The sequence below is a fragment of the Sulfitobacter alexandrii genome (genome assembly GCF_001886735.1).
GTDB lineage: Bacteria > Pseudomonadota > Alphaproteobacteria > Rhodobacterales > Rhodobacteraceae > Sulfitobacter > Sulfitobacter alexandrii.
Genome location: NZ_CP018076.1, coordinates 3,275,558 through 3,301,837, shown reverse-complemented (window position 1 = coordinate 3,301,837; position 26,280 = coordinate 3,275,558). Strand labels below are relative to the sequence as shown.

Annotated in this window: 20 protein-coding genes; 9 read left to right on the top strand and 11 right to left on the bottom strand. The window is 65.7% G+C overall.

The genetic code is table 11. The features are described 5' to 3' along the window. Positions 1–27 precede the first annotated feature (27 nt). On the bottom strand, positions 28–753 hold the full coding sequence (locus BOO69_RS16130; protein WP_071973873.1) for a GNAT family N-acetyltransferase: 726 nt from the start codon (positions 751–753) through the stop codon (positions 28–30). Positions 754–927: 174 nt separating this feature from the next. Here BOO69_RS16130 and BOO69_RS16125 point away from each other — a divergent pair, with 174 nt between their 5' ends. Further along, complete coding sequence (locus BOO69_RS16125; protein ID WP_071973098.1) at positions 928–1,110, top strand: hypothetical protein; 183 nt, start codon at positions 928–930, stop codon at positions 1,108–1,110. On the opposite strand, the gene BOO69_RS16120 is transcribed toward BOO69_RS16125, so the two are convergent. Next, positions 1,107–2,270, bottom strand: a complete 1,164-nt coding sequence (locus BOO69_RS16120; protein ID WP_071973097.1) for a DUF1501 domain-containing protein — start codon at positions 2,268–2,270, stop codon at positions 1,107–1,109. The genes BOO69_RS16125 and BOO69_RS16120 overlap by 4 nt on opposite strands. 11 nt (positions 2,271–2,281) lie before the next feature. Next, positions 2,282–3,667 (bottom strand): DUF1800 domain-containing protein, encoded by a 1,386-nt coding sequence (locus BOO69_RS16115; RefSeq protein ID WP_071973096.1) that lies wholly within the window; start codon positions 3,665–3,667, stop codon positions 2,282–2,284. A 142-nt stretch (positions 3,668–3,809) separates the two neighbouring features. Between BOO69_RS16115 and BOO69_RS16110 the strand changes: the two genes are divergently transcribed. Next, the gene (locus BOO69_RS16110; RefSeq protein ID WP_071973095.1) at positions 3,810–4,286 is read left to right on the top strand and encodes a hemerythrin domain-containing protein; all 477 of its coding nucleotides are present in this window, start codon (positions 3,810–3,812) and stop codon (positions 4,284–4,286) included. Positions 4,287–4,404: 118 nt separating this feature from the next. Here the strand turns inward: BOO69_RS16110 and aspS are convergent, their stop codons facing one another. Then, on the bottom strand, positions 4,405–6,258 hold the full coding sequence (gene aspS, locus BOO69_RS16105) for an aspartate--tRNA ligase (protein WP_071973094.1): 1,854 nt from the start codon (positions 6,256–6,258) through the stop codon (positions 4,405–4,407). Between the two features lie 674 nt (positions 6,259–6,932). Here aspS and BOO69_RS16100 point away from each other — a divergent pair. Further along, positions 6,933–8,927, top strand: coding sequence for a S8 family serine peptidase (locus BOO69_RS16100; RefSeq protein WP_071973093.1), 1,995 nt, complete (start codon positions 6,933–6,935; stop codon positions 8,925–8,927). A 7-nt stretch (positions 8,928–8,934) separates the two neighbouring features. Here BOO69_RS16100 and BOO69_RS16095 read toward each other — a convergent pair whose 3' ends face one another. Continuing rightward, on the bottom strand, positions 8,935–10,125 hold the full coding sequence (locus BOO69_RS16095; RefSeq protein ID WP_071973092.1) for a phosphatase PAP2 family protein: 1,191 nt from the start codon (positions 10,123–10,125) through the stop codon (positions 8,935–8,937). A 144-nt stretch (positions 10,126–10,269) separates the two neighbouring features. Here BOO69_RS16095 and BOO69_RS16090 point away from each other — a divergent pair, with 144 nt between their 5' ends. After that, positions 10,270–11,847 (top strand): hypothetical protein, encoded by a 1,578-nt coding sequence (locus BOO69_RS16090; protein ID WP_156874952.1) that lies wholly within the window; start codon positions 10,270–10,272, stop codon positions 11,845–11,847. Positions 11,848–11,856: 9 nt separating this feature from the next. Here BOO69_RS16090 and BOO69_RS16085 read toward each other — a convergent pair whose 3' ends face one another. Both BOO69_RS16085 and trpS read right to left on the bottom strand, forming a co-directional pair. Continuing rightward, positions 11,857–13,995 (bottom strand): matrixin family metalloprotease, encoded by a 2,139-nt coding sequence (locus BOO69_RS16085; RefSeq protein ID WP_071973090.1) that lies wholly within the window; start codon positions 13,993–13,995, stop codon positions 11,857–11,859. An 88-nt stretch (positions 13,996–14,083) separates the two neighbouring features. Further along, on the bottom strand, positions 14,084–15,103 hold the full coding sequence (gene trpS, locus BOO69_RS16080) for a tryptophan--tRNA ligase (RefSeq protein ID WP_071973089.1): 1,020 nt from the start codon (positions 15,101–15,103) through the stop codon (positions 14,084–14,086). A gap of 73 nt (positions 15,104–15,176) precedes the next feature. On the opposite strand from trpS, the gene BOO69_RS16075 reads away from it, so the two are divergent. Then, entirely contained in the window at positions 15,177–15,863 is a 687-nt protein-coding gene (locus tag BOO69_RS16075) for a rhomboid family intramembrane serine protease (protein ID WP_071973088.1), read from the top strand. Between the two features lie 51 nt (positions 15,864–15,914). Here the strand turns inward: BOO69_RS16075 and murJ are convergent, their stop codons facing one another. The 3 genes from murJ to BOO69_RS16060 all read right to left on the bottom strand — a co-directional run bounded on the left by murJ (position 15,915) and on the right by BOO69_RS16060 (position 21,549). Beyond that, on the bottom strand, positions 15,915–17,456 hold the full coding sequence (gene murJ / locus BOO69_RS16070) for a murein biosynthesis integral membrane protein MurJ (RefSeq protein ID WP_071973087.1): 1,542 nt from the start codon (positions 17,454–17,456) through the stop codon (positions 15,915–15,917). A gap of 120 nt (positions 17,457–17,576) precedes the next feature. Further along, the gene (locus BOO69_RS16065) at positions 17,577–20,351 is read right to left on the bottom strand and encodes a [protein-PII] uridylyltransferase (protein WP_071973872.1); all 2,775 of its coding nucleotides are present in this window, start codon (positions 20,349–20,351) and stop codon (positions 17,577–17,579) included. Positions 20,352–20,364: 13 nt separating this feature from the next. Further along, positions 20,365–21,549, bottom strand: a complete 1,185-nt coding sequence (locus BOO69_RS16060; protein WP_071973086.1) for a penicillin-binding protein activator — start codon at positions 21,547–21,549, stop codon at positions 20,365–20,367. A gap of 89 nt (positions 21,550–21,638) precedes the next feature. On the opposite strand from BOO69_RS16060, the gene rsmI reads away from it, so the two are divergent. From rsmI to BOO69_RS16040, 4 genes are read left to right on the top strand one after another with little or no spacing between them, the layout of a single operon-like run. Further along, positions 21,639–22,502 carry a 16S rRNA (cytidine(1402)-2'-O)-methyltransferase gene (rsmI, locus tag BOO69_RS16055; RefSeq protein ID WP_071973085.1) on the top strand — a complete coding sequence of 288 codons (864 nt, stop codon included), beginning with the start codon at positions 21,639–21,641 and terminating at the stop codon, positions 22,500–22,502. Then, positions 22,499–22,876: a YraN family protein gene (locus tag BOO69_RS16050; RefSeq protein WP_071973084.1), complete on the top strand. Its 378-nt coding sequence runs from the start codon at positions 22,499–22,501 to the stop codon at positions 22,874–22,876. The genes rsmI and BOO69_RS16050 overlap by 4 nt, the downstream gene beginning before the upstream one ends. A 58-nt stretch (positions 22,877–22,934) precedes the next feature. After that, positions 22,935–23,870 carry a glutathione synthase gene (gshB, locus tag BOO69_RS16045; protein WP_071973083.1) on the top strand — a complete coding sequence of 312 codons (936 nt, stop codon included), beginning with the start codon at positions 22,935–22,937 and terminating at the stop codon, positions 23,868–23,870. Further along, on the top strand, positions 23,867–24,793 hold the full coding sequence (locus BOO69_RS16040; protein WP_071973082.1) for an alpha/beta hydrolase: 927 nt from the start codon (positions 23,867–23,869) through the stop codon (positions 24,791–24,793). The genes gshB and BOO69_RS16040 overlap by 4 nt, the downstream gene beginning before the upstream one ends. Here BOO69_RS16040 and BOO69_RS16035 read toward each other — a convergent pair. Next, entirely contained in the window at positions 24,759–26,273 is a 1,515-nt protein-coding gene (locus BOO69_RS16035; protein ID WP_071973081.1) for a YifB family Mg chelatase-like AAA ATPase, read from the bottom strand. The genes BOO69_RS16040 and BOO69_RS16035 overlap by 35 nt on opposite strands. Between the last annotated feature and the right edge of the window lie 7 nt (positions 26,274–26,280).

Sequence of the window (26,280 nt, the reverse complement as noted above, 5' to 3'; positions counted from 1 at the left end):
CGCGGGACAAAACCTTTGCGGCCCGTGTCAAAGCGCCGGATCGCTTGCCGCGCGCACCAGCCCGGTCAGATCGGCAAGCCGTTCTCTCTGTGATCCGTCCGCATCGAAGTTGGCCGGGGCAAGCCACGCTTCGAAGGCCTCTTTCAGCGCGGGCCATTCTGAATCGATGGCCGCGAACCATGCGGTGTCTCGGTTCCGCCCCTTGACCACTGTCGCCTGTCGGAACACGCCCTCGTAGCTCAGCCCCAGACGCTGTGCAGCGCGCCGGGACGGCCGGTTCAGGGCATCGCATTTCCATTCGTACCGCCGATACCCCGCCTCGAAGGCCCATTTCATCATCAGGTACATCGCGTCGGTGGCGGCTCGGGTACGTTGAAGTGCCGGGCTGAAGTTGATGTGGCCGACCTCGATCGATCCTCCGCCCGGTACGACGTTCAAAAAGCTTGCAACGCCCTCCCAGGCACCGGTTTCGAGGTTCTTGATGGCGTAGAAAAACGGGTCGGACCGGCCTTCATGTTCGCGCGCCCAGCGGTAGTACTGGGCCGCCGAAGAGAACGGCCCGTAAGGCAAATAATCCCAGACCGCGTCGCTTTCGACAAAGGCGCGGTGCAGAAGTGCCGCGTGACCCTCGGCCGACAGGGGCGCAAGGCGCGCATAGGCCCCCGTCAGAACCTCGCCGGAGGGGCGGGGCGGCGGTGTCCAGTTTGCGAGGGGCGCGCCCACGGGACGCGCGTCGGATGATGGGCCATTCATGGCAGCACGATAGGCGCGCCCACGCCGTTCGGGAAGAGCATATCGCACGATCAGCGCGGCAGATGGGATCGACGGATACCGGGCGCTCGCCGTCGAACCGGCATCATCCAGGCTCATTTCCGCCTTATTCCTTTGCTCAGATGTGGGTAATGCAGCACCAGCCAGGGCCGACCGATGTCACGGATCACCCGCATCACTCGGAAGAAGACGGATCCGGATCCACGACAGGTGGACTGGATCGTTCTGACCGTGTCGCTGATCGGCATTCTGATCGTTCTCGCCGCGTCGATCCAGGCCGGCGAGGCAGGGCTCGTCGCCTACCTCGGCAGCTACATGACCAGCTCTGTGTCCTTCTAGGCCAGCAGCTTGGGATCGTTCCCCATCTCAAGGCCGGGAAATACCCTGTTCTCCAGCGTGGCCCTGTCCACACCCGTCATGCCCCTTATCAGCCAGGCCGCAACGGCGCGCACGTCGCCCGTCGGCATCAGGTCGCGCCGCTGATAGAGATCGCCCTCTTCGAGGCCGGGCCAGCGGCCGCTGACCTGCCCGCCCCGGATGGCGCCACCGGCGAGGATCGCCAGACCGCCTGTGCCGTGGTCCGTTCCGCCCGCGCCGTTTTCCCGTGCCGTGCGGCCGAATTCCGTCATGGCAAGAACGGTCGTCTTGCCCCAGATGTCTGCGCCCAGCCCGTCGCGCAGCGCAAGGATCGACTCCTGCAGGGTCGCTAAGCTGCGCGGCAGCACGCGGTGCTGCGCCCGGTGCGTATCCCAACCGCCCAGCGAAAACGCGGCGATACGGGCGTCGGCCTTCAACCGGCCCGCCGCGTAGTGGGCGATCTGACGATGGGCGCGGCCTCCCTTACCGTCGCGCCCGTTCTCCGCCAGAAGCTGTGCCTCGGCCAGTGCCGCGTGAAGGGCGGGGTCTTCCTCCATCACCATTTCGGCCAGTCGCATCGCCTGCGGGCTGATCTGCAGGTCGGCCTCCGGGGCCCAGTTCGCCACGGGGGCGGGCCCGTCAAGCACCGGCAGGGGCGTGGTGCCGATGGCATAGGCCGTATCCCGCTCCACGCCGGGGATTTCCTGAAGCAATCTGTTGAGCCATCCGTCCCGCACACCCTGCCCCAGGTCGGCCGTCCCGGCTTCGAGCAGGTCCTGACCATCGAAATGGCTGCGCTTGTCCCGGTAGGGGGTGGACACGGCATGTACGAACCCAAGCTCTCCGCGCTGCCACAGCGGCAACAGCCCCGACAGTGCCGGGTGAAGCGCATAGTATCCATCGAGGTCTTGCGCGCCCGCCGTCGCAATCCCTGGACGCAGCGCGGCATAGGCGGGGTCTCCGACCGGGCGCACAACGTCCAGACCATCCATGCCGCCACGCAGGATGATGACGACAAGGCGCTTGTCCCAGGGCGCCTGCGCAAAGCTCATCGGCGTGAAAAGCGGGCTGGCGGCGATCGAACACCCGATCACGCCGGCACGGGTCAGGAATTGTCTGCGGGAATATCCGTTTCTCGTCACGTGGCTCTCTCCTACCGACGCTGCAGGGCGGGGGACGCGAGGATCAGCCCGACCCCCACCGCGCGGGTTTCCGCGGCCGTCGCGGCGAATTCGAGCGGCTCGGTCACGTCCGGACCGATGACGTCCTCCAGCAAGGTCTGCGGATCCGGCAGTTCCGGCAGAAGGCGGGCCGGGACGTTCACGGCCCAGTCGAGCCGCGCGGCGACGCCTTGGGGCGTGACCCACGCGCTGTCCGCCTCGGGCCAGCCGTCCGGCCCGGAAACGCGGTCCCAATCCTGTCCCATGATCTTGAGCGGACGCAGGAACCATCGGCGTGTCTCTTTCGGTTCCAGTGTCGCGAACCGGTCAGCCTGCACCGCCAGCGCACGCAGGGCGGTGCTCATGTATTCCTGGGGCGGGCGGATGTTCGTAAAGGGCGCATCCCATGACGCGGGGTCGGTCAGCAGCGCCTCGTAGAGGGCCATCAGATCCCCCTCGCTGTCGAGGTAGGCCTGCGTCAGCCGCGCGATGGTCCGCTCCGGCGGGTTGTCGGAAATGAAGTGAACCGCCAGCTTGCGCGCGAGGTGCGCCGCCGTGTCCGGATGCAGAGCCAGATCGCGCAGCGCATCGCGGATAGGTGCCAGACCCGGCCGGCCATCATAGGATTTGCCGAGGATGGTCTCACTGCCCGGCTCGGCCCAGCCCTTGCGAAAGGCAAAGCTGTAGTCCCGCGTCCGTGACAGGCCGGTAAGCAGCTCCGCCATCTCGCGCACGTCCGCCTGCGAATACGCCGCGCCGACGCCCAGGGTATGCAGCTCCAGAAGCTCGCGGGCGAGGTTTTCGTTCAGCCCCCGGCGGTTGCCCTTGCGTTGGCCGCGCTTGCTGTTCGGGCCGATCGAGGTGCTCTGGTCCAGATATTCCAGCATCACGGGATGCATGATGCAGGCGGCAAGAAGGTCGGAAAAATGACCGTTCACATGGGGCCGCACCGCTTCTTCGACGTAGGCGGGGATCGCCAGCTTGAACAGTCCCGCCTTGCCCTGTGCCGTGAAGTGATCTGCCCAGAAGGCGATCAGCCTTTCGCGGAAACTGTCGCGCCCATGAATGCGCCGCAGCTCAAGCTGGCCGAAGGTGTCGAACCGCTGCCGGAGGAAGTCATGCACGATCGCATCCGATTTCCGCCGCGCGTCCTCGGCCTGATCGGCCGGGGTCGTCGGCTTCTTGGCAAAGGAGTCGAACCGGCTCTTGACGATGTGGGCGTCCTGGATCGGGCGAAAGCCGGGCACCGGAAAACGCTCTGCCATCAGGTCGGGCCCGCGCAGGGTGTCGAGCATTGCCGCGGTGCTCTCAGGCGCCGGGATGACCGGCGACCTCCCGTAGCCGAACCGCCTTTCGGCAAGATGTGGTGAAAAGCCCATGTGATCTCCTGAGCCGACCTTGCGCGCATAATAATGCGTCGCGGGGCCAATTGCATCCGGCCTGTTCGGGGGCAGGCCGTTTTTGGCCGGGAACCAGCCCGTGCGCCAGCGCGTTAGGCAGGATCGAACGAAAGGACGTCCAATGCCCACGATCTATGACGCAATCAAAGCCGATCACGACCAGCACCGCACCCTTCTGAAAGAGATCGGCGAGACAAGCGGGGACAGCACCGCGCGTCAGAACGCCTGGAACTCATTCTACCACGATGTGAAATCGCACGCCGCGGCAGAGGAAGAGACCTTCTATTCCAAGCTCATTTCAAAGACCTGGGGCCAGGATGCCGCGCGCCATTCGGTGCACGAACATCAGCAACTAGACGATCTGATGGAAGAGCTGAACGAGATGGACATGTCTTCGTCCGGGTGGCTGACGAAGTTCAAGACGCTCAAGCACGATTACGAACATCACATGGACGAGGAGGAAGACGAAGTCTTTGCCCGCGCCAAGGAAGTGATCGACGAGAAAGAGATCGAAGGCTACGGCGCACGCTTCGAAGCGCGCAAGAAGGAAGAGCGCGATCTGATCGACGAGAAGAAGGAAGATTCGCTGGAGGACTGACGACGCCACTGGCGACGGCGCGTCTTGATCCAGTCTATATGGATCTGGAAACGGCCTGCGCAGGGATCTGCCCCTGCTTGCCGCCGAAAAAGGAGGCGGCAAGCAGTGCCCTGAGGCATCAATCCTGCGGAATCACCCGAAGTCCCAGCTCCATCAGCTGGTCGCTCGTGGGCTCGCTCGGCGCGTTCATCATCAGGTCTTCCGCGCGCTGGTTCATGGGGAACAGGATCACCTCGCGGATGTTCTGTTCCTCGGCCAGCAGCATGACGATGCGGTCGATCCCGGCCGCGCAGCCGCCGTGCGGGGGTGCCCCGTACTGGAACGCGTTGACCATGCCGCCGAAACGCTTGCGCACTTCCTCTTCGCCATAACCTGCAATCTCGAAGGCCTTGAACATGATCTCGGGCCGGTGGTTCCGGATGGCGCCCGACACCAGCTCGTAGCCGTTGCATGCCAGATCGTACTGGAAGCCGAGCACGTCCAGCGGATCGCCCTGCAACGCCTCCATCCCGCCCTGCGGCATGGAGAAGGGATTGTGTTCAAAGTCGATCTTGCCGGTTTCCTCGTCCTTCTCGTAGATCGGGAAATCGACGATCCACGCAAAGGCGAAGCGGTTCTTTTCCGTCAGGCCGAGTTCTTCGCCGATGATGTTGCGGGCGCGCCCGGCAATCGGTTCGAACGTCTTGGGCTTTCCGCCAAGGAAGAATGCCGCGTCCCCGATCCCCAGTCCAAGCTGCTGGCGGATCGCCTCGGTCCGCTCCGGTCCGATGTTCTTGGCCAGCGGTCCGGCGGCTTCCATGCCGCCTTCGACTTCGCCCGATTTCAGCTTGGCCTGCGCTTCCTTGACGCTGATGCCCATTTCCTGCGCGACCGCGTCGGCAGTCTTTTCCCGCCAGAAGATATAGCCCATGCCGGGCAGCCCTTCCTTCTGGGCAAAGGCGTTCATCCGGTCGCAGAACTTGCGCGACCCGCCGGTGGGCGCGGGAATGGCGCGAACCTCGGTGCCTTCCTGTTCCAGAAGCTTGGCGAAGATGGCGAAACCGGACCCGGCGAAATGTTCGCTCACCACCTGCATCCGGATGGGGTTGCGCAGATCCGGCTTGTCCGACCCGTACCAGAGAGCGGCATCCTTGTAGGATATCTGCTCCCACGTCTGGTCCACCTTCTTGCCGCCGCCGAATTCCTCGAAAACGCCGGCGATGACCGGCTGGATCGTGTCGAACACATCCTGCTGCTCGACAAAGGACATCTCCATGTCGAGCTGGTAGAAATCGGTGGGCGACCGGTCGGCGCGGGGGTCCTCGTCACGAAAGCAGGGCGCGATCTGGAAATACTTGTCGAAACCGGAGACCATCAGCAGCTGCTTGAACTGCTGCGGGGCCTGCGGCAGGGCATAGAACTTGCCCGGATGCAGGCGCGAGGGCACCAGAAAATCGCGCGCGCCCTCGGGGCTCGACGCGGTGATGATCGGGGTCTGGAATTCCTTGAAGCCCTGATCCCACATGCGCTTGCGCAAGGAGGCCACCACGTCCGACCGCAGGACCATGTTGTTCTGCATCTTTTCGCGGCGCAGGTCGAGGTAGCGATAGCGTAGGCGCGTTTCCTCGGGATATTCCTGATCCCCGAATACCTGCAGGGGCAGGTCGCCGTTCACACGGCCAAGCACCTCGATGCCGCGGATGTAGACTTCGATCTCGCCGGTCGGGATCTTGGGGTTCACCAGCCCTTCGGCTCGCGCCTTGACCACCCCGTCGATACGGATGCACCATTCGGCGCGCACCTTCTCGACCTCGGCGAACACCGGGCTGTCGGGGTCGCACAGCACCTGCGTCATGCCGTAGTGATCGCGCAGGTCGATGAACAGGACGCCGCCGTGATCTCGCACCCGGTGAACCCATCCGGCAAGACGAACCTCCTCGCCCTTGTTGGCAAGGTTCAGATCGGCGCAGGTATGGCTGCGGTAGGCGTGCATGTGCGGTCCCCCTCAGGGCTGAATGAATTGGCGCAGGTACACCTTTTGGCGCAGGGGAAGTCAAGTGCGGGGGGCCGACGCAGTTCCCTTTTTGCATGGGGCGGGTGTCGCGGCGCGCAGCCGCGGTGCCGCGCGGCGGCAAAAGGTCCGGGCCGGTCCGTTCTGGACCGACCCGGCCGTCCCCGACGGGGAGGTGTCGGGGGGCATCGCTTCCGTGTCTCAATCACCACGGATCGTGATGCCAACTCTTTAACGATGCGCGGTCGGACCCGGCATCAGGCCGCAGGGCGAAATTGCCGCGACCATACGACAGCCGCCGGGTTTCGACCCGACCGCCCCGTCATCCCCTGTGGGGAGGTGGCACACGCAAGATGTAATGCATCCCGCGTGCGCCAGGCGAACATGTCCCGCGTGGATTGAAATATGAAGCGCCCCCGCCGCGAGCCTGTCCCGGACATTTTGCGCTGCCCGGAACAGGACGACGGTGTTGCCTCCATTCGGGCCACGAACACCAGCCTAGACAGCCGACGCCAGTTTACCTGACGGCAGAGATTTCGCGCGTCAGTAAACCGTTAATCATTTGCCCCGGCGGTCTACCCGCTTGACCGCAGGCGGCGGCCGCGCCCAGACTTGCGGACGAAACCCGGCACCTGCCGGGGCCAGGACGGTGGACGATGGTTGAAAACACGCAGGACTACTTCTGGGACGGGTATCTGCACTGGGCCGACCTGATGGACGAGGCCGTGGACGGGCCTGCGCCCTCTCTTGGTCGGGTGGCATCCGGGACGCCGATGGCGGTCTACGAACCTGTATTCGTGCGGCTGCGCAGGCCGCTTCTGAGTGCCTCGAAAGGAAGGGTCGCCGAGATGCAGCAGGGCGCCGTCCCATGCGACAGTGCAGGCATACTGGCCCTGCCGGAGGTCGGTTTCCTTTCCGGCTCCGACCTCGCCTTCGACCTGGACGACCTGCTCATCGGTCTCGAACATGCGCTGGTGGCGAACGCACCGTTGGAGTTCTTTCTCTACCGGCCCATCGCCCGCAGCATGGCGGCCCACCACCGGCACGACGCCCTGTTCGAGGTGATCGACGTGGGTGCGCCAGTGTTGCTGCGCAACGGTCCGGCGCCTTTCATGCAAGCCGGTCAGGCGTCGCGGGCGGATACGCTCGATTCGCCCGTGATCGGCGCAGTCATCGACAACGATATCGGATTTCTGAACAGCACGTTCCGCCACCGCGCCGGCCCGAACGCCGGCGAAACCCGGTTCGAGGCGATCTGGCTCCAGTCTCGGGAATGTCTGGCGAGCACACCGTTTCCCCCCGTGAACGCGGTCCAGCTGGGCCGGTTCCTGCGGAAGCCGGAGATCGACGCGATGATCCGGGACGATCCGCGCGACGAGATGCGGATCTATCAGGACATCAACGAGGCGCTGCACGTCTGGGATCCGTTTCGGCGCGCTCCGCCCGCGCACACCCACGGCACGGCCGTGGCGGATCTGGCCTTCGGGCAGGACAACTGTGCCACGCCCGACGGGTGTTCCGTACCGTTGATGGCGGTTCAGCTGCCCCCCGAAGCGGCTGTCGATACCACCGGAAGCTACAGCGAAAGCTTTATCGTCCAGGGGGTGCGCTGGCTTTGCGCCGAGGCGCGCAGGCGCGCGCCCCGGTCCCGCCTTGTCATCAACATCAGTTACGGCGTGCTGGCGGGGCAGAAGGATGGCGGCAAGTTCCTCGAAGCACAGGTGGCGCGCGAGGTCTCCCTGGCCGAGGCGCTGGGCCAGGAAGTGCACGTGGTCTATGCCTACGGCAACAGCCTGAACAGCCAGCAGGTCGCGCGGTTGAGCGTGCCTCCGGGGGCCGCTTCCGAACCGCTGGTCTGGGTGGTGCAACCGGACGACCCGGTCCCGAATTTCCTCGAGATCCGCGCCCTGCGAAACACCGGCGTGCCGCGTCTTGCCAGCCTTCCCGAGGGGCTGGAAGTGACGCTGCTGTCTCCCGATGGTCGTGAGGCGATCCGCGCCTCGCCGCCGCCCGGCGCAGCGGTGCCGCCTCTCGGCCCGCATCGGACGGGCGCGGCGGCACGACTCTACCACGCGCCCGAAAGGGCCTTCGCGGGGCGGGCGGACACCTTGGGCTTCTACAACCTCGCCATTGCGCCGACCCGGCGCATCGACAGTAACTTGCCGGTCGCCCCGGCAGGAGACTGGCGCCTGAGCATCACCAACACCACCGACGATACTGTCGATCTGGTGTTGCAGATCCAGCGCGGAGACATCGCGCCCGGGTTCGCGATCGGCGGGCGGCAGTCCTACTTCGAGGGCATCGGCGTGCCGGTCGTGATCGATGGCCACCCCGGTCGCGATGTGCTGGAACCGCTGACCAACGAGGGAACCTGCAGCGCCTTCGCCTGCGCGACCCATCCGCGCATCCACGCGGTCGGGGCGCAGAAGGACGTGTTGGGCGAGATCACCGAGGCGACCTATGCCGCGCGCGGTGCGCCATGGGCGGGCGCGGGTGCGGCCACGCACCACCGCGTTGTCGATCAGGTCTTTACCTACGGCGTGCGGGCGTCGGGCACCTATTCCGGCACGGGTACGCGTTTGTCCGGCTCGAGCGGTGCCGCCGCCCGCCTCAGCAGGGAGCTTGTCCGACCCCAAACGCCATCCGGCTGAAATCGGATCAGAAGTCCGCGATCCGTATTTCTGCCCGCGCGCGCGCCCAGATGTCCTGCAGAAGCGGCGAGACGATCGTCGCATCCACCGCCACCGTCCCCGGCGCATGATCGAACGCCTTGTCGGGCCCGGAAAAGGCCAGGGTGTCAAAGTTGAAGTCCCGCGCAGCGATGCCCGCTGTTTCAAGGCGGTAGGCGCCGGTCGCGCCCGCGCCGCTCAGCGCGTTCACGACGTATTCGCCAATCGCCATGCCCATGGCGGCCCCGGCAAAGCTGTCGGCCGGAAAATGCACGCCCGCGACGGTGCGGTTTTCGGCGATGCGCGCCGCCAGCCGCATCAGCAGGCTGGCCTCGGTCGGGGCGGGCTGCGCGGCAAAGGCGGACTGCGCCGAGTAGGGGCCGCCGCCGGGCACGTCGGTGGACAAGGCATGCAGCACCGTCGCGACCGCAAAGGCCTCGACTGAATGGCCGCTGGGAAAGCTGGCATGGCTGGGGGGCTGGATGATCGGCTGGACGAACCCCGACATCTCGTTCGGTCGGGCGGCGGAGAGATGGAGCTTGACCGGCATCTCGATGTAGGTGCCGAACCGCAGGAGCGCGTCCAGCAGCATGAGTGTCCAGGGCGTCCGGTTGTCGTCCAGCGACATCAACGCCCCGAAGAAACTGAGCGTGTCCGTCTGCTGGGCGTGAATCTCGTCGAACCGCTCGTCGCGCAAGGCTGCGGCGCTTTTGACGAACCGCATCTGGCCGCGGAGATAGGCGTTCAGCGTCTCGCGCCAGTGGGTCTGCGTTCCCTGCGGCAGCGGCAGGGTGAACAATGGCGTCTGCGCACCTGCCTCTTTCAGAACCACGTTCGTCGGGGCATTCAGAACCAGCGGGGCGAACAGGCGGTCGAGATTGTAATCGACGATATGGTTGCGGAAAAATGCCTCGTGACGTTCGAACGCGGCAAGGTCGGGCGACAGGGCCGGCAGATCCGCGGTCGGCGCGCTGGTCCGGGGACGGTGCAAGGCGGAATCCCAAAGCCGCGTGATCCCCTCGAACGTGGTCATCAGCGCCGTGCTGAGCTGGCCGCTGGTCTCTCCTCCGGCAAAGAAGATGCCGTCCCGTCCATTCCGTCCATTCCGGCCATTGCGACCGTTCCGGCCGTTCCTGCCGTTTCGTCCATTCCGACCGTTGAGCGCGCCCAGACCCGTCATGCCACCCCTCCGAGAACCGTTGTGTTAACTACAGCCTGCCCTTAGGCTCGGGTCAACAGGCACCACGGCGAGAGACCGTTCCTGACGGTTTAATCACGGGTCCTGAAGGGGTTGCACGCGGGGCACTTGGCCCGGGACAAGATCATGACGCTGGTACGTTTCACACTGCGGGGCGATTTCCGCATCCATGCGCCCACGGGAGAGGCGCTGACCCCGAGGGGGAAAAAGGCCAAGGGCCTTCTTGCCATGCTCGCGGCCAGTGACAACCACACCCGCACACGCCGATGGCTGGAAGAAAAATTGTGGAGCGACCGCGCCAGCGACCAGGCGCGCGGCAGTCTGCGCACGACATTGGTGGACATCCGCCGCAGTCTGGGCGCCCACGCGACAATCCTCGGGGCCGACAGATCATCGGTCTGGCTCGAACCGGGCCTGATCGAAACGGACTTGCACAGCGGCGACGCAAGCCGGGAGTTTCTCGAGGGGCTGGTGATCGCCGATCCAGAGTTCACCGACTGGCTGTTGCAAAAGCGCATGACGCTGGGACGGCCAAGCGGGACGAACCGGCCCGACGCGGACATGCCGAGGCGTGTCACCATCCAGTGCGGCGAGCCGTGGAACCTTGCGACCGCCGATCGCGTCAAGCCGCAGATCGTCAATGACCAGATCGGCAAGATCATCACCGACTTCATCGCCGTCTCGCGCAGGACGATTTCCGAAACCGCCGCCGATCTCGTGATCCGGACGAGCATCGAGGAAGAGGAGAATGGCGCCACGATCCTCGTGCAGATCATCGACCCGGTGAAAGACGAGATCGTGCATGCGGATCACTGCTTTGTCGAAGACCTGAGCACGTTTCTGCACAGTCAGGAAGTGCTCGGCCGCTTTTGCTGGAACGTGGCGGACCTGACACTGGAAAAACTGCCGGGACTGCGGCGGGAACAGGACCCCCTGATCATCCGGTCGGGCCATGTCCAGAAGGCATTGCGCAAGGTGCTGACATTCGACGCGGCCGAGATGCGGTCCAGTCTCGAGGTTCTCGACCTCGCGAATGACGAGATGGACGCGGGGCTTTACCTCGCGCTCAAGGCCTGGGCGATGACCTCGATGATCATGGAGGGCTTCCTCGTCGAGGATGCGACCACGCTGGAGGAGATCTCGGCGCTGCTTGCGCGGGCGGAGGAGCTGTCGCCGGGCGATCCCATGATGGCAGCCGTCAGCGCGAACGTGCAGGCGATCCTTTTCGAGCGTCACGAAAGTGCCATCGGCCTGGCCCGCCGCGCCCTGCGAGAGAACCCGAACAATCTCTTCGCCCTGCAAGCCTTGTCGGTGGGCCGCGCCGCGCGCGGCGAGCTGGAACAGGCCTACGCCCTGTCACGGCAGAGCAAATTCATCTCGGCCCTGTCCAAGTTCGAAGCCATGTGCAACCTGCACCATTCGCTGCTGTGCATTTCGCTTCAGCGGACGGAAGAGGCGGTGGCAAGCTCGAACGTGGCGGCGGAACGGTCGCCCGCCTACCGCGCCCCGCGGCGGCAACTGATCGGCCTGCACGCGGCGCAGGACAAGCCCGCCGAAAGCATCAGGCTGATGAACGAGCTCAGGACGATCGAGACCGACTTCGACATGGAACGCTATCTCTTCGACCGCAGCTACCCGTCCAATACCCTGCGCAAGTCCGGCTATCTGGACCGCGCGCGGCAGACACTGGCGGGGCGGAAATAAGTCGGCGCGTCAGTACAGGAAATCGCCCGCGTCCAGATCGGCCCGGTTGACGCCCAACAGGGTGACGGAACTGTCGGCGCCCGTCGCGATCTCGACCGAAGTGCCGACTTGCGTCGCGACGCGCATGATGTCGATGAAGGCGCGGAACGATCCGATCCCGGAAAAGTCGATCACCTCGAGCGCACTCAGGGCGTCGAAATCTATAATGGTGTCGTGCCCGTGCCCATCCGCGAAAACGAAGGTGTCGCCGTTGAAGTCGCCGCGCAACAGATCATCGCCCGCGCCGCCGGTCAGCGTGTCGAAGCCCGCGTTGCCATAAAGGGAATCGTTACCGATACCGCCTTCGATGTCGTCGTTGCCGCTTCCGCCGAGCAGCCTGTCGTTGCCGTCGCCGCCCCGCATGGTGTCATGCCCGGTGCCGCCCAAGAGCGCATCACCGGCGGTACCGCCGTCCAGCAGGTCGTCGCCGTCGCCCCCGAACAGCCGATCGAAACCGTTGCCGCCCAGCAGCGTGTCGTTGCCCGCCTCGCCATAGAGATTGTCGGCCTGATTGCCCCCGTCCAGCAGGTCGTCGCCGGTCCCGCCGTTCAGCAGGTCGAAGCCGCCTTCGCCGTAGATCGTGTCATTTCCGGCATCCCCCTGAAGCCCATCCACTGAACCGCCGATATTGATGCCGCCGCGGATCAGGTCGTCTCCGTCGCCGCCAAAGACCCGGTCGGCGCTGCTTCCGGCATAAAGCGTGTCGTTCCCGGCATCGCCGTAGATGTTGTCGAACCCGTCTTCACCGATGATGAAGTCGTCGCCCGCGCCGCCGCGCAGCAGGTCCGCACCGGCGCCGCCGTTGATCAGGTCGTTGCCTTCGTCGCCCTGAAGCGTGTCGAAACCGCCATCGCCCAGAAGGGTGTCGGCCATTTCCCCGCCCAGGATCAGGTCGTTCCCGATGCCACCGCGCAGCGTGTCGCTTCCGTTGCCGCCCTCGATCTCGTCGTCGCCGTTCCGCCCCTCGATGAGGTTGTCGAAACGCGTGCCCTCAAGGGTGTCGTTGCCCGATCCCCCGAGGATATTGGAAAACCCGTAGATTTGATCCGTCCCGATCTCGGCGCCCTCCGCGAAACCTGCGATGAAGGTGCCGCCCGTGAACCGGTCCAGATCGACAAAGATCCCATTGCGGGTCTCGGTATAGTCAAGCACATCCGACCCGCTGAAATCCGCGCTGTCATCGCCGCCGATCAGGGTGTCGTTGTCGGCACCGCCGATCACCGTGTCCGTGCCTTCTCCGGCCCGGATGCTGTCTTCGCCGGCACCGCCGTCGATCCGGTCGTTGCCGCCGCCACCGCTGATCAGATCGTTTCCGCCGGCGCCCGACAGGTTGTCGTCGCCCCCGAAACCGCCGACCGTGTCATCCCCGCCGCCCGCGTCGATCACGTCAGCCAGTGCGGTTCCGGCGATCCCCGATCCGGCGTTGCCCCAGCTTTGGGTCACGCGCAGGGCCGCCGCATCGACGTTGAAACTCGTGATCCCGCCGGTGGTGGAAGGGGTGAAGTCGGGCGTGCCGTAGAGATGCTGAACCGCCTGCACATCGAAAGTGCCAAGACTGCTGACCGAGCCCCGGTTGTAGCTCATGATCGTGTAGGCCCCGTTGTCGAAGGGCGCATCGAGGATCAGATCGCCGTCGAACGGGTGTTCCATCCCGATGGCGTGTCCGATCTCGTGCGCGATGAGGCCCCAGCTCATGTTGGCGATACGGCTGGTGTTGATGAAGATGTCGCCGCCCAGATCAGACTCGAAGGCGCCGTACTGGCCAATGAAGCGGCCGGGATAGTAGCCGTAGCCGCTGAAGCCGCCATTGTTCGGATCGTGCGTGAAATCGTAGTTGGCAAAGCGCATCTCGCCTTCGCCCGGCGCGACCTCGACAAAGACGATGCCAGAGGCCTCCGCCCATGCATTAAGCGCGGATTGCGTCAGTGCCCGCTGCGCGTTCGTGAACTGCTGGAAACTGTCGAGATATTCCTGCGAATAGCCTGCCCCAGCCAGGTAATCCTGTGCGACCGCCTCGAACGAATAGGTGACCACGGTGGGCGTGCCCGGTTCCCCCGACCAGCTCGAATCTGACAGGATGGCGGTGTAATCACTGACGATCGTCGGCATGGCTGCTCCCGGAGATGACTTGCTACCGCGAGAGGCTAACACCGTGGATCAATTTAAGGAACCTTGGGTTTGATCCACGGCAGAAATGTCAGCCCACCATGCCGATGATGTCGTACGTCTTCTTGAGGATGGGTGCGGTGATCTCGCGGGCCTGTTCGGCACCGCGTGCAAGAATGCGGTCGATCTCGTCCGGTTCGCCCATCAATCGCGCCATCTCCGAAGAGATGGGCGCCAGCTTGGCCACGGCAAGATCGGCAAGCCGCGGCTTGAAGGTGCCGAATTGCTGACCGCCGACCTCTGACAGGACCTCCGCCACCGTCTGCTCCGACAGGCCGGCGTAGATGTTGACGAGGTTGCGGGCTTCGGGGCGGTCCTTCAGACCTTCGGGATCGGAGGGCAGGGCGTCCGGGTCCGTCTTGGCCTTGCGGATCTTCTTGGCGATCGCGTCGGCGTCGTCGGTCATGTTGATACGGCTCGCATCCGAGGGATCGGATTTGCTCATTTTCTTGGAGCCATCGCGCAGCGACATGACCCGGGTGGCCGCGCCTTCGATCACCGGTTCGGTCAGCGGAAAGAAATCGACGCCATAGTCGTGGTTGAACTTGGCCGCGATGTCGCGTGTCAGCTCGAGGTGCTGCTTCTGGTCCTCGCCAACGGGCACGTGCGTCGCGTGGTAGATCAGGATGTCGGCGGCCATCAGCGCGGGGTAGGCGAACAGGCCCAGCGACGCGGCTTCCGCGTTCTTGCCGGCCTTGTCCTTCCACTGCGTCATGCGACCCATCCAGCCCATCCGCGCCACGCAGTTGAAGATCCAGGCCAGCTGCGCGTGTTCAGGCACCTGCGACTGGTTGATCAGGATGGATTTCTCGGGCGAGATGCCGCTTGCGATGAAGCCCGCCGCCAGCTCGCGGGTGTTGCGGCGCAGCACGTCCGGCTCGAGGAATTTTGCCGTGATCGCGTGCAGGTCCACCATGCAGTAGATCGTCTCGTAGGCCTCGTCCTGCATCGACACGAACCGCTTGATCGCACCGAGGTAGTTGCCCAGCGTCAGGCCGCCCGACGGCTGGATCCCGGAAAATACGCGCGGCGCAAAGCTTGTCTGGGACATGGATGACCTCCGGGGCTGGAAATGGCGGTGGCCACGGCTTACTCATGGGGGCCAATGCCGTCAAGGAGCGCCCATGTCCGCACCCGATTTCCAGCCCCCGGTAAACCCGATGCCCCCGGTCGTGATCCTGTTCTTTCTTGCCATCGCCGGCATCGAGGCGGGCCTGAGCCTTGGCGAGGCCGGACTGATCGGCGGTCCCGGTGCGGTGGGCTGGCGGCTGGGTCTGATCCGTGACTACGGCTTTTCCGGGCAGATATTCGACTGGATGGTCGCGAACGGAAGGTTCCCGCCGTCCGAACTGGTTCGGCTGGTCAGTTATCCGTTCGTCCATCTCAGCTTCACGCACGGCATCTTTGCCGTCGTGCTGCTTCTCGCGCTGGGCAAGATGGTGGCCGAGGTGATGGGGCAGGCCGCTTTCGCCGTCATCTTCGTGCTTTCCGGGGTCGGTGGCGCGATCGTCTATGGACTGCTCCTAAACGACCCGATGTGGCTGACCGGCGCCTATCCCAATGTCTACGGGCTGATCGGGGCCTATTCCTTCGTGTTGTGGCGGTCGCTGGCGGGAACCGGCGCACAGCAGGCGCGGGCGTTCTCTCTCATCGGAATGCTGATGGGGCTGCAACTGATCTGGGGGGTCTTCTTCGAGGTCGGGATGCTCTGGGTGGCCGAGCTTGCCGGGTTTTTCTGCGGTTTCGCCCTGTGTTTCCTGTTGGCGCCGGGCGAATGGGCGCGGATGCGCGCTGGTCTCAGGCGGCGGTGAGGGCTGCACCTCCGGATTGGAGTATTTTTGGCATAAAGAAGCGGGGGCTGCTCACCCGCGGCGCAGGGCACGTCTGAATTCCGAGAGCCTGAAGGCGCCGATCAGGTGGCCGATGCCGAAGTAGCTGACGATGCCCACGAGGATCAGGACCACCAGCGTCAGACCGCGCCACCACGGAATGCCGAGAAACGGCTGGAACGCGACGTTCGCGGCCCAGAGGCACACCCCCATCACCGCCGACGCCGCCAGTATCCGCCAGATCCTGCCGTGGAAGCGGCTGTCGAATTTCGCCGCCTCGCCGTAGCTGCGGACCCCGATGGCCAGACAGGCGAACATCACCCAACCCGCGACCGTGGCCGCGATGGCCGGCGAGATCCATCCGACCAGTGGCGCAAGCCCGATCGCGAGAACGGCGTTCACCACCATTGCCACGAGGGCGAAATAGAAAGGCCGCCGGGTATCTTCGCGGGCGAAGTAGATCGGCTGCAGGATCTTCTGCAGGACGAAGGCGGGCAGGCCGAGCCCGTAGATCGTCACCGCCGTGGCGATGGCGGCGCTGTCGTCCACGTCGGACGCGCCGCGCTGGAACAGCACCGTGACCAGCGCCAGCGGCACGACCACGAGCGCTACGGCGGACGGGATGGTTAGCGCGAGCGAGATCTCGGCCGCGCGGCTGAGCGCACCGCGCGCGCCCGCGTCATCCCCGGCCCGCAGGCGGCGCGACAGGTCGGGCAGCAGGACGACGCCCACGGCGATGCCCACCACGCCAAGCGGCAGCTGGTACAGCCGGTCGGCGGCGAAGAGCCATGAAACCGCGCTGTCGTATTGGCTGGCCACCAGCTGGCCGACCACGAGGTTGATCTGCATGACACCCGAGGCCAGCGCGGCCGGCAGGGCGATGACGATCATGTTGCGCATGTCGGGGGTCCATCTGGGCCAAGCGGGCCCAAGCGCGAAGCCGGCCTGCGCGGCCGCCCGCCACGTCAGGGCAAGCTGGGCGATCCCCGCGACCGGGATGGACCAGACCAGCCAGTTCACGACCGTGCCGCCGATCGCGGCGGCGGTGGTCATCGCCGCGATGACGAAGATGTTCAACAGGACCGGCGCCGCCGCCGCCACGGCGAAACGCCCCGTGGCGTTCAGGATGCCCGAGAACAGCGCCGAAAGCGACATGCACAGGATGTAGGGAAAGACGATCCGGCCGAAATCCACCGTCATGTCGAAACGGGAATCGCCGGTGAAACCTTCGGCCGTTGCCCAGACCAGCGCGGGCATGAAGACCATGCCCAGTCCGGTAAGGATCAGGACCACCATGCCCAACCCGTTGAAGGCATCGCGGGCAAACCGCCCCGCGCCTTCCTCTCCTTCCAGCTTCTTGGCGAACATGGGCACGAAGGCCGCGTTGAAGGCGCCTTCGGCAAAGAACCGTCGGAACATGTTGGGCAGGCGGAAGGCGGCGACAAAGGCATCCATGACCGGACCCGGACCGATCAGGGACAGCAGCAGCACCTCGCGCAGGAACCCCAGAATGCGGCTGAGCAGGGTCCACACCCCCACGGTAAAGAAGCCGGACATAAGGCGGATGGGTTTCATGTTGGCCTCGGAGAATTGCGCTGCACGCTGCCTATCCCCTGCAGGCCCACCGCGCAATGGGGCCGCTCGTGCAGCAGTCGTGCAGATTTTCCGCAGGCGCTCCGCCGCCCGGTCGCGGTGCTATTTGTCCGCGCGTTCCGCGCCGTCCGCGATCGCCTCGCGCAGACGCTTTTCAAGCATCTTCTGCTTTGAAACCGTGTGGTATTTCAGGCCGAACATATCCTTGACGTAGAAGGTGTCGACCACCTGCGCCCCGTAGGTCGCGATCACGGCATTGGCGATGTAGACATTGGCCGCGGCAAGGGTTCGCGTCAGATCATAGAGCAGGCCCGGCCGGTCGCGGGTGTCGACCTCGATGATCGTGTAGATTTCCGAGCCTTCGTTGTCGAAGGTTATCGAGGTAGGTACGCGGAACGCCTTTTCCCGTTTCTTGACCTTGTCGCGGGATTTCAGCGCATCGCGGGCGACGACCTCGCCCCGCAGGGTCTTGGCGATCATCTGGCGAAGCCGTGGCAGCTTGGCCGCCTCGTAGGCATTGCCATCGGCATCCTGGATCCAGAAGGCATCTGTCACGAAACCGTCCTTCGTGGTGTAGCTGCGCGCGTCCACCACGTTGGCCCCGACCAGCGCAAGCGCACCGGCCAACCGCGAGAAGATGCCCGGATGGTCCGCCATGACGAAACAGGCGCGGGTGGCGTCGCGGTCTTCGTCGGGATGCAGGTCGATGCGCACCTCGCCGTCGTCGATGTCACGGAGCATGTTCGCGAATGCCACGTGGGCGGTCACGTGCAGCCCCTGCCAGTACGGGGGATAATGGCGCGCCTTTTCGGCTTTCAGATCCTTCGCGGGCCAGTCCGACAGCGCCTCGGACAACGCCTTGCGGGCCTCGGCCCCCCGGTTTTCGCGATTGATGTCCTCCAGCCCCGTCTGAAGGCCGCGCTTGGTCTGCCGGTAGAGGGCCCGGATCAGCACCGCCTTCCAGTTGTTCCAGGTGTTCGGCCCGACCCCGCGAATGTCGCAGACCGTGAGCACGCACAGCAGATCCAGCCGGCGCACCGTCTGGACCGCCTTGGCAAAGTCACGCACGGTACGGGGATCAGCGATGTCGCGCTTCTGCGCCATGTCCGACATCAGCAGGTGATAGCGTACCAGCCATTCGACGGTGTCCACGTCCGCGCGCGACAGGCCCAGCCGGGGCGCGATCTTGCGCGCCATCTTGGCTCCGAGGACGGAGTGATCCTCCGGCCGGCCCTTGGCGATGTCATGAAGCAGCAGGGCGGTGTAGATCACCTTGCGGTTCACCCCTCGCTTGAGGATGGAGGACGCGACGGGAAGCTCCTCGACCAGTTCCTGTTTCTCGATCCGGGCGAGGTTGGCGATGCACTGGATCGTGTGCTCGTCCACGGTGTAGCTGTGATACATGTTGAACTGCATCATCGCGACGATCGGTTCGAACTCGGGAATGAACGCGGCAAGAACACCCAGTTCGTTCATCCGCCGCAGCGCGCGTTCGGGGTTGCCGTGCTTCAGCAGCAGGTCGAAGAAGATCCGCTGTGCCTCGGGCGTCTCGCGCAGCTCGTCGTCGATGAGATGCAGATTTGCCTTGATCAGGCGCATGGCGTCCGGGTGGATGAGCATCCCGGTGCGCAGCCCCTCCTCGAAGATGCGCAGCATGTTCAGCTTGTCGGAAAGGAACGCCTTGTCATCGGAGATGGCGATCCGGTTGTGCACCACCTCGTAGCCTTCCTTGATCTTGGGACGGCGGCGAAAGAACCGCTCCAGCAGCGGCTCCGCCTTGACGTGGATCGCCTCGAGGCTCGACAGGAAGATGCGTGTGAGATCGCCAACGGCCGTGGCATGACGGAAATACGCCTGCATGAACACCTCGACCCCGCGTCGGCCGCTCGTGTCCTGGTATCCCATCGCCTCCGCCACCTGCACCTGGACGTCGAAGGTCAGCTGCTCGGTCGCGCGGCCTGCCAGCAGGTGCAGATGCCCACGCACCGCCCAGAGAAAATCCTCCGCCTCGCGGAAGGTCTTGTACTCGTCCGGACGAAAGACGCCCCTGTCGACGAGGTCCGACACCCGGTCGACGTGGTAGATCAGCTTGGCGATCCAGAAGAGCGAATGAAGATCGCGCAAGCCGCCTTTGCCTTCCTTGACGTTGGGCTCCACCACGTACCGCTGGCCCTGCTTGAGGTGCCGCTTGTCGCGCTCTTCCAGCTTGGCCTCGATGAAATCGCGCCCCTTGCCGGTAAAAAGCTCGCTCGACAGTTTCTCGTCCAGCGTTGCTGCCAACGTGGGGTCTCCGGCCACGTGGCGGTGTTCCAGAAGGGCGGTCTGGATGGTAAAATCCTCCGCCCCCAGCCGGATGCAGTCGCGCACGGTCCGTGTGGCGTGCCCCACCTTCATCTTCATGTCCCAGAGGATGTAGAGCATGCTTTCCACCACGCTCTCGGTCCAGGCCGTGGCCTTGTAGGGAATGAGGAAAAGCAGGTCGACGTCCGAGAAGGGCGCCATCTCGCCGCGTCCGTAGCCTCCGACCCCGATGACCGACAGGCGTTCGCCATCGGTCGGGTTCGGATTGGGGTGCAGATAGCGGGTCGCGACATCCAGCGCGGCGGTCACGAGGTGGTCCGTCAGGTAGGTGTAGGCGCGTGTCATGCCCCGCGCATCGAACGGGGCGGCCGCGAACCCCTGCGCGATTTCTGCCCGGCCGCGATCCTGTGCCTTGCGCAGCACGTCGACGGCGGCGGCCCGGCGTGCGGCTGGCTCCGCCGACGCGCAGACGTCTTCCAGCGCCGCGCGCACGGCAGGGGCGTCGAAGATCAGTTCCGGCGCGCAGATCAGGCGCGGATCGGTGTCCGCGCCCGTGGCTGGTGCAGTCAGTGTCACGGACACTTCGGGGTCAGAAACCTGCGCCGCCGAAGGCCTGCGGCGCGGCGTCGATCACGACGACCTGCTGGTTGCGGATGGTGGCCACGGCCAGCCCGCGGTCGTTGGTGCCGTCGCGGTTCAGACGGAAGATGCCCGAAGCGCCCCGGAACCCGGCCCCTTGCGTCAGCGACGCGCCGGACAGGGCCGACGACTTGCCGGTCTTGGCCAATGCGCCGATCGCCGCGATGCCGTCAAAGGCGAGCCCGGCCAGCGGATGCGGCTCCGACCCGTAGGCCGCGCTGTACTTCTGCCGGAAAACGCCCGTGGCGCCGGGGTCGGGCAGCGCAAACCAGCCGCCCTGAACGCCGGGCAGTGCCAGCGTGGCCGGCGGGATGTCCCAGCGGGTCAGGCCGATGTACTGGGTAGCGGGGCCCTGGATGCCGGCCTCGGGCAGGAGCTGCGCGAACAACGGCAGGGCACTGGCGGACGAGGTCGTGAGGAACACGGCATTGGCATTGCCGCCTTCGACCGCGGCCTTGACCCGCGGGATCGACGCGATCACCGATTCCTGGCTCAGCGCATAGTCGACGCTGCCTGCGAGGGTTGCGCCGTTGGCGGCGATGGCCCGCTCGATGGCGGTGCGGCCCAGTTGGCCCGCCACGTCCTGCCCGCTGACGACCACGATGCGGTCCTTCCCGGTGCGCTTGGCATAGCCCACCAGACGGTTCGCCGTCGTGTCGAAGGTCGGCCCGAGAACGAAGACGTTGCCGCCGGCGATGGTCGGGTTGTTGGAGAACGACAGCACGTTCACCCCCTGAGATGCGACGGCGACACCCGCCGCGTTGGCGGATTCCGCATAGACCGGGCCAAGGATGATCTTGGCCCCTTCGTTCACGGCCTGAGCGGCCATGCTGGCGGCAGTGCCCGCATTGCCCGCGGTGCCGTAGACCCGCAGGTCCACCTGCACACCGTCAAGGTCGCGAATGGCGAGCCGGGCCGCATTCTCGAGGTTCTGCGCCAGCAGATTGTCGCTGGCGGACCCGCCTCGGGGCACCAGCAGCGCCACGGGGATCGGCGCACTGGTGTCCACCTTCGGCCCGCCGCTGTTGGCGATGCCGCCCATGGCGATCGGCTCGCAGGCGGCGAGGATCAAGGCAAACAGCGGCAGCAACAGCAGCCGCAGCTTCTTGCGGCCTGCATCGAAAAAAGCAATCATGTCGAACTCACTCCCCGGGTGTTCTGACGGCGTCGCGGCGCCGGTGTGTGTCCTGCGGGATCATAGAGTGTGGGAAAGGCGGGTCCAGCGTGAATTATGAGAAGGTGCCCCTGTCGGCGGGATTGTACTTCGTCGGCGTACCCATCGGCACGGCCCGCGACATCACCCTGAGGGCGCTCGACGTGCTGGCGAGCGCGGATGTGCTGGCGGCAGAGGATACCCGCAGCCTCAGGCGCCTGATGGATATTCACGGCGTCCCCCTCGGCAGTCGCCGAATCATCGCGATGCACGATCATAGCGGCACGGGAGTCACGGGACGGCTTGTCGAAGACATCCGGTCGGGGCGGTCCGTGGCCTATGCGTCGGAAGCCGGGATGCCGCTGATCGCCGATCCGGGTTTCGAACTGGCGCGCGCCGTGGCCGCGGCCGATCTGCCCCTGACCTGCGCGCCCGGCCCCTCGGCCCTGCCGACCGCGCTGGCGCTGGGCGGGCTGCCCACCGACGCCTTCTTTTTCGCGGGTTTCCTGCCGAACGCCACCGCGGCGCGCAAATCCGCACTGGAAACCCTGCGCGAGGTGCCCGGAACACTGGTCTTCTACGAATCACCCAAGCGGCTGGGCGCCATGCTGCGCGATGCGGCCGAAGTGCTGGGCCCGGACCGGCAGGCGGCGGTCTGTCGCGAACTGACCAAGAAATTCGAGGAAGTTCAGCGCGAGACGCTCGAAAATCTGGCCGATCGCCATGCGGCCCACCCCGCAAGAGGCGAGATCGTGGTGCTGATAGACCGCCTGCGTTCAGACACTGTTAAGGAGATCGACCTAGAAACGGAGCTCAGGAAGGCGCTGGGCGACATGTCCATGCGTGACGCGGTCGACATGGTGTCACAGGCGCACGCGCTGCCGCGGCGCAAGGTCTACCAGGCCGCGCTGGCACTGGGAAAGGACGATGGATGACGGGCACCGACCGGACCCACAGTGGGGCGATGGCCCACCATGCGGGTATCGCCGCGGAAAACCGCATCGCACAGGATTACGAACGCCGTGGTTTCACCCTGGCGCGCAGGCGATGGCGCGGAAAGGGCGGTGAAATCGACCTGATCCTGCGTGACGCTGCCGGAATCGTCTTTGTCGAGGTGAAACAGGCGCGGGACTTCGATCGCGCGGCGGCCAGCCTTTCGTCCAGCCAGATGCAGCGCATCTGCCTCGCGGCAGAGGAATTCCTCGGCACCGAGCCCGCGGGCAGCCTGACACCGGCGCGCTTCGACGTGGCGCTTGTGGACGGGCAGGGCCGGACCCGGATCATCGAAAACGCCTTCGGGTACGGCTGACCCATTGCGCCCGCGGTTCCGCTGCGCCATCTAAGGGGCAGGCAGCAGGGACGGATCGATGAAAATAGCCTTTCAGATGGACCCCATCGGGGATGTGAACATCAACGCGGACAGCAGTTTCCGACTGGCCGAGGAAGCCCAGGCGCGGGGCCACGAGCTGTTCTTCTACGAACCGGATCATCTGGCCTACCAGGAAGGCCGGATCACCGCACGGGGGCATGATTTCACCGTCCAGCGGGTTCAGGGCGATCATGCGCAGTTCGGTCCCCGCCGCGAGGTGGACCTCGCGGACTTCGACGTGGTCTGGCTGCGTCAGGATCCCCCGTTCGACATGCACTACATCACGTCGACTCACCTGCTGGACCGGCTGAAGGGCACGACGCTGGTGGTCAACGATCCCTTCTGGGTGCGCAACTATCCCGAGAAGCTTCTGGTGCTCGATTTCCCGCAGCTCACCCCGCCGACGACCGTCGCCCGCGACCTCGACACCATCAAGGCCTTCCGGGCCAAGCATGGCGACATCATCCTGAAACCGCTCTACGGCAACGGCGGGGCGGGCGTGTTCCGCCTCGACGAAAACGACCGCAACCTGAGCTCGCTGCACGAACTGTTCACCGGATTCTCCCGCGAGCCGCTGATCGTGCAGAAATTCCTGCCCGCCGTGTCGAAAGGCGACAAACGCGTCATCCTCGTCGACGGGGAAGCCGTGGGCGCCATCAACCGGGTCCCGGCAGAGGGTGAGACACGGTCGAACATGCACGTCGGCGGACGCCCCGAAAAGGTCGGCCTGACCGACCGTGACCGGGAAATCTGCGCGGCGATCGGCCCGCTGCTCAGGGAAAAGGGCCAGGTCTTTGTCGGCATCGACGTGATCGGCGACTACCTGACCGAGATCAACGTGACCTCTCCCACCGGCATTCAGGAACTGGAACGTTTTGACGGCGTGAACATCGCCGGCAAGATCTGGGAGGCGGTGGAGGCGCGGCGCGGGTGAGCCTGCGGCGCTCCTTTCTGAACGCCTATCTGCGGCTGGTCGAGAAACCCCGCCTCGCGCGGGTGCGACAGCCCCAGCAGATGCGCGGGACGCTGGAGCGGCAGGCGCGCTTCTTCTTCCACGCCCCGCGCGGTACCCGCCAGCACTGGTTGGTGCTGGAGTTCGCGCAGCACCGGATCGATGCGCTGGAAGTGGTGCCGCCCGCCGTCTCCTCCGACGCGATCATCCTCTATATCCACGGCGGCGGTTTCGTCTTTGGCAGTCCGCAGACCCACGCCGCGATGCTGGGACGGATCGCGGCACTGTCGGGGGCACGCGCCGTCCTGCCGCGCTACAGGCTGGCACCCGAAGCACCCTTTCCCGCCGCCGCCGAGGACGTGCGCGCCGCTTGGGACGGGCTGATCGCCGCCGGCGCCGATCCGTCCCGCGTGGTGCTGGGCGGGGACAGCGCGGGCGGCACCCTCGCGCTGGGCCTGCTGGCAAGCCTCGCGCGCGAAGGGGGGCCGCGCCCCGCCGGTGCATTCTGCTTTTCGCCGCTCACCGACATGACCTATTCCGGTGAGAGTTTCCGCCGGAACGCCCGGTCGGAGGCGATCCTCGTCGCCGGTCGTGCCCCTGAACTGGCCGAGATGTATCTGGCGGGCTGCCAGCCTGACGATCCCGCGGTCAGCCCGCTGTTCGCGGATTTCTCCGGCGCCGCGCCGGTCTGGCTGACAGTGGCGGACACCGAGATCCTGCGGGACGATTCCCGCCGCATGGCCGCGCACCTGCGCGCGCAGGGGGTCGACGTCGACTTTGCCGAGGCGCACGACCTGCCGCACGTCTGGCCCATCTTCCACAATACCCTTCCCGAAGCGCGGGCATCCCTGCGCGACGTGGCGGGATGGATCAGGCAACGGCTGGAGACGCGAGGCGAAAGCTGACGGATTCGGCGATATGGGGTCTTCCCACGGTTTCCGAGCCGTCGAGGTCCGCGATGGTGCGGGCGACCCGGATCACCCGGTGATAACCCCGGGCCGACAGGTGGAACCGTTCCGCGACCTTGGTCAGCAGGGCGCGGCCCTCGGCATCCGGTGTCGCGACACGTTCCAGCACGTCGCCTTCCGCGTCCGCGTTCACGAGCATGCCGGGGTGATCCCCGAACCGTTCCGCCTGAAGCGCGCGGGCGGCGGCGACACGTGCCGCCACATCGGCGGAGCGTTCGCCGCCGCCGGGCAGGTCGAGGTCGCTGAAGGCGACCGGCGGCACGTCCACCCGCAGGTCGAACCTGTCCATCAGCGGGCCCGAAATGCGGCCCATGTAGTCTTCACCGCACTGGGGCACCCGCGCGCAGGCGCGGGCGGGGTCGCTGAGGTATCCGCATTTGCAGGGGTTCGCGGCGGCCACCAGCATGAAACGGCAAGGATACTTCACATGGGCGTTGGCCCGCGCGATCATCACTTCGCCGGTTTCGATCGGCTGGCGCAGGGTTTCCAGCACCGTTCGGGGAAACTCGGGGAACTCATCCATGAACAGCACGCCGTTGTGCGCGAGGGAGACTTCGCCCGGCCGCGCCTGCCGCCCGCCACCGATGATCGCCGCCATCGACGCGGTGTGATGGGGTTCGCGAAAAGGGCGGGCGCGGGAAATGCCGCCCTCGTCCAGCAGGCCGGCGAGGGAATGGATCATCGAGGTCTCCAGCGCCTCCGCCGGGGTCAGCGGTGGCAGGATGGAAGGCAGCCGCGCGGCCAGCATGCTCTTTCCCGACCCCGGCGTGCCCACGAACATCAGGTGATGGCGCCCGGCGGCCGCGATTTCCAGAGCCCGTTTCGCGCGTTCCTGCCCCTTCACGTCGCGCAGGTCACGGCCCTGCGGCGGTTCGGACACCTCTCCGGGTTCGGCTGGTGCAAGCGGGGCCTGCCCGGTGTAGTGCCGCACGACATCGCCCAGCGAACCGGCCGCGATCACCTGGGTGTTGCCGACCCATGCCGCCTCGGCGCCCGATCCGGCAGGGCAGAGCAGGCTGCGGTCCTGTTCCGCCGCCGCCATCGCGGCGGGCAGCGCCCCCACCACGGGAACCAGCGAGCCGTCGAGCGACAGTTCTCCGAGCGCGACCACGTTCTGCACGACGTCGTCGGGCAGGATGTCCAGCGCCGCCAGAAGCGACAGGGCGATCGGCAGATCGAAATGGCTGCCTTCCTTCGGCAGATCCGCAGGGCTGAGATTCACCGTGATCCGTTTGGACGGCAGGGCGATGGCCATCGACGTCAGGGCCGTGCGCACCCGGTCGCGCGCTTCGGAAACGGCCTTGTCCGGCAGGCCCACGATGGAAAAGGCGGGCAGGCCCGCCGTCACGGCGCACTGCACCTCGACCATGCGCGCCTCGACGCCCTGAAACGCAACGGTATAGGCGCGCGAGACCATCTGTCAT

What these genes read in the sequence shown, in the direction of transcription:
- BOO69_RS16125 (WP_071973098.1), top strand. Translation starts at nt 928, where the DNA reads ATGTCACGGATCACCCGCATCACTCGGAAGAAGACGGATCCGGATCCA.
- BOO69_RS16110 (WP_071973095.1), top strand. Translation starts at nt 3,810, where the DNA reads ATGCCCACGATCTATGACGCAATCAAAGCCGATCACGACCAGCACCGC.
- BOO69_RS16050 (WP_071973084.1), top strand. Translation starts at nt 22,499, where the DNA reads ATGACGGGCACCGACCGGACCCACAGTGGGGCGATGGCCCACCATGCG.
- BOO69_RS16060 (WP_071973086.1), bottom strand. Translation starts at nt 21,549, where the DNA reads ATGATTGCTTTTTTCGATGCAGGCCGCAAGAAGCTGCGGCTGCTGTTG.
- BOO69_RS16115 (WP_071973096.1), bottom strand. Translation starts at nt 3,667, where the DNA reads ATGGGCTTTTCACCACATCTTGCCGAAAGGCGGTTCGGCTACGGGAGG.
- BOO69_RS16035 (WP_071973081.1), bottom strand. Translation starts at nt 26,273, where the DNA reads ATGGTCTCGCGCGCCTATACCGTTGCGTTTCAGGGCGTCGAGGCGCGC.
- BOO69_RS16100 (WP_071973093.1), top strand. Translation starts at nt 6,933, where the DNA reads ATGGTTGAAAACACGCAGGACTACTTCTGGGACGGGTATCTGCACTGG.
- aspS (WP_071973094.1), bottom strand. Translation starts at nt 6,258, where the DNA reads ATGCACGCCTACCGCAGCCATACCTGCGCCGATCTGAACCTTGCCAAC.
- BOO69_RS16095 (WP_071973092.1), bottom strand. Translation starts at nt 10,125, where the DNA reads ATGACGGGTCTGGGCGCGCTCAACGGTCGGAATGGACGAAACGGCAGG.
- BOO69_RS16085 (WP_071973090.1), bottom strand. Translation starts at nt 13,995, where the DNA reads ATGCCGACGATCGTCAGTGATTACACCGCCATCCTGTCAGATTCGAGC.
- BOO69_RS16075 (WP_071973088.1), top strand. Translation starts at nt 15,177, where the DNA reads ATGTCCGCACCCGATTTCCAGCCCCCGGTAAACCCGATGCCCCCGGTC.
- gshB (WP_071973083.1), top strand. Translation starts at nt 22,935, where the DNA reads ATGAAAATAGCCTTTCAGATGGACCCCATCGGGGATGTGAACATCAAC.
- murJ (WP_071973087.1), bottom strand. Translation starts at nt 17,456, where the DNA reads ATGAAACCCATCCGCCTTATGTCCGGCTTCTTTACCGTGGGGGTGTGG.
- BOO69_RS16090 (WP_156874952.1), top strand. Translation starts at nt 10,270, where the DNA reads ATGACGCTGGTACGTTTCACACTGCGGGGCGATTTCCGCATCCATGCG.
- trpS (WP_071973089.1), bottom strand. Translation starts at nt 15,103, where the DNA reads ATGTCCCAGACAAGCTTTGCGCCGCGCGTATTTTCCGGGATCCAGCCG.
- BOO69_RS16130 (WP_071973873.1), bottom strand. Translation starts at nt 753, where the DNA reads ATGAATGGCCCATCATCCGACGCGCGTCCCGTGGGCGCGCCCCTCGCA.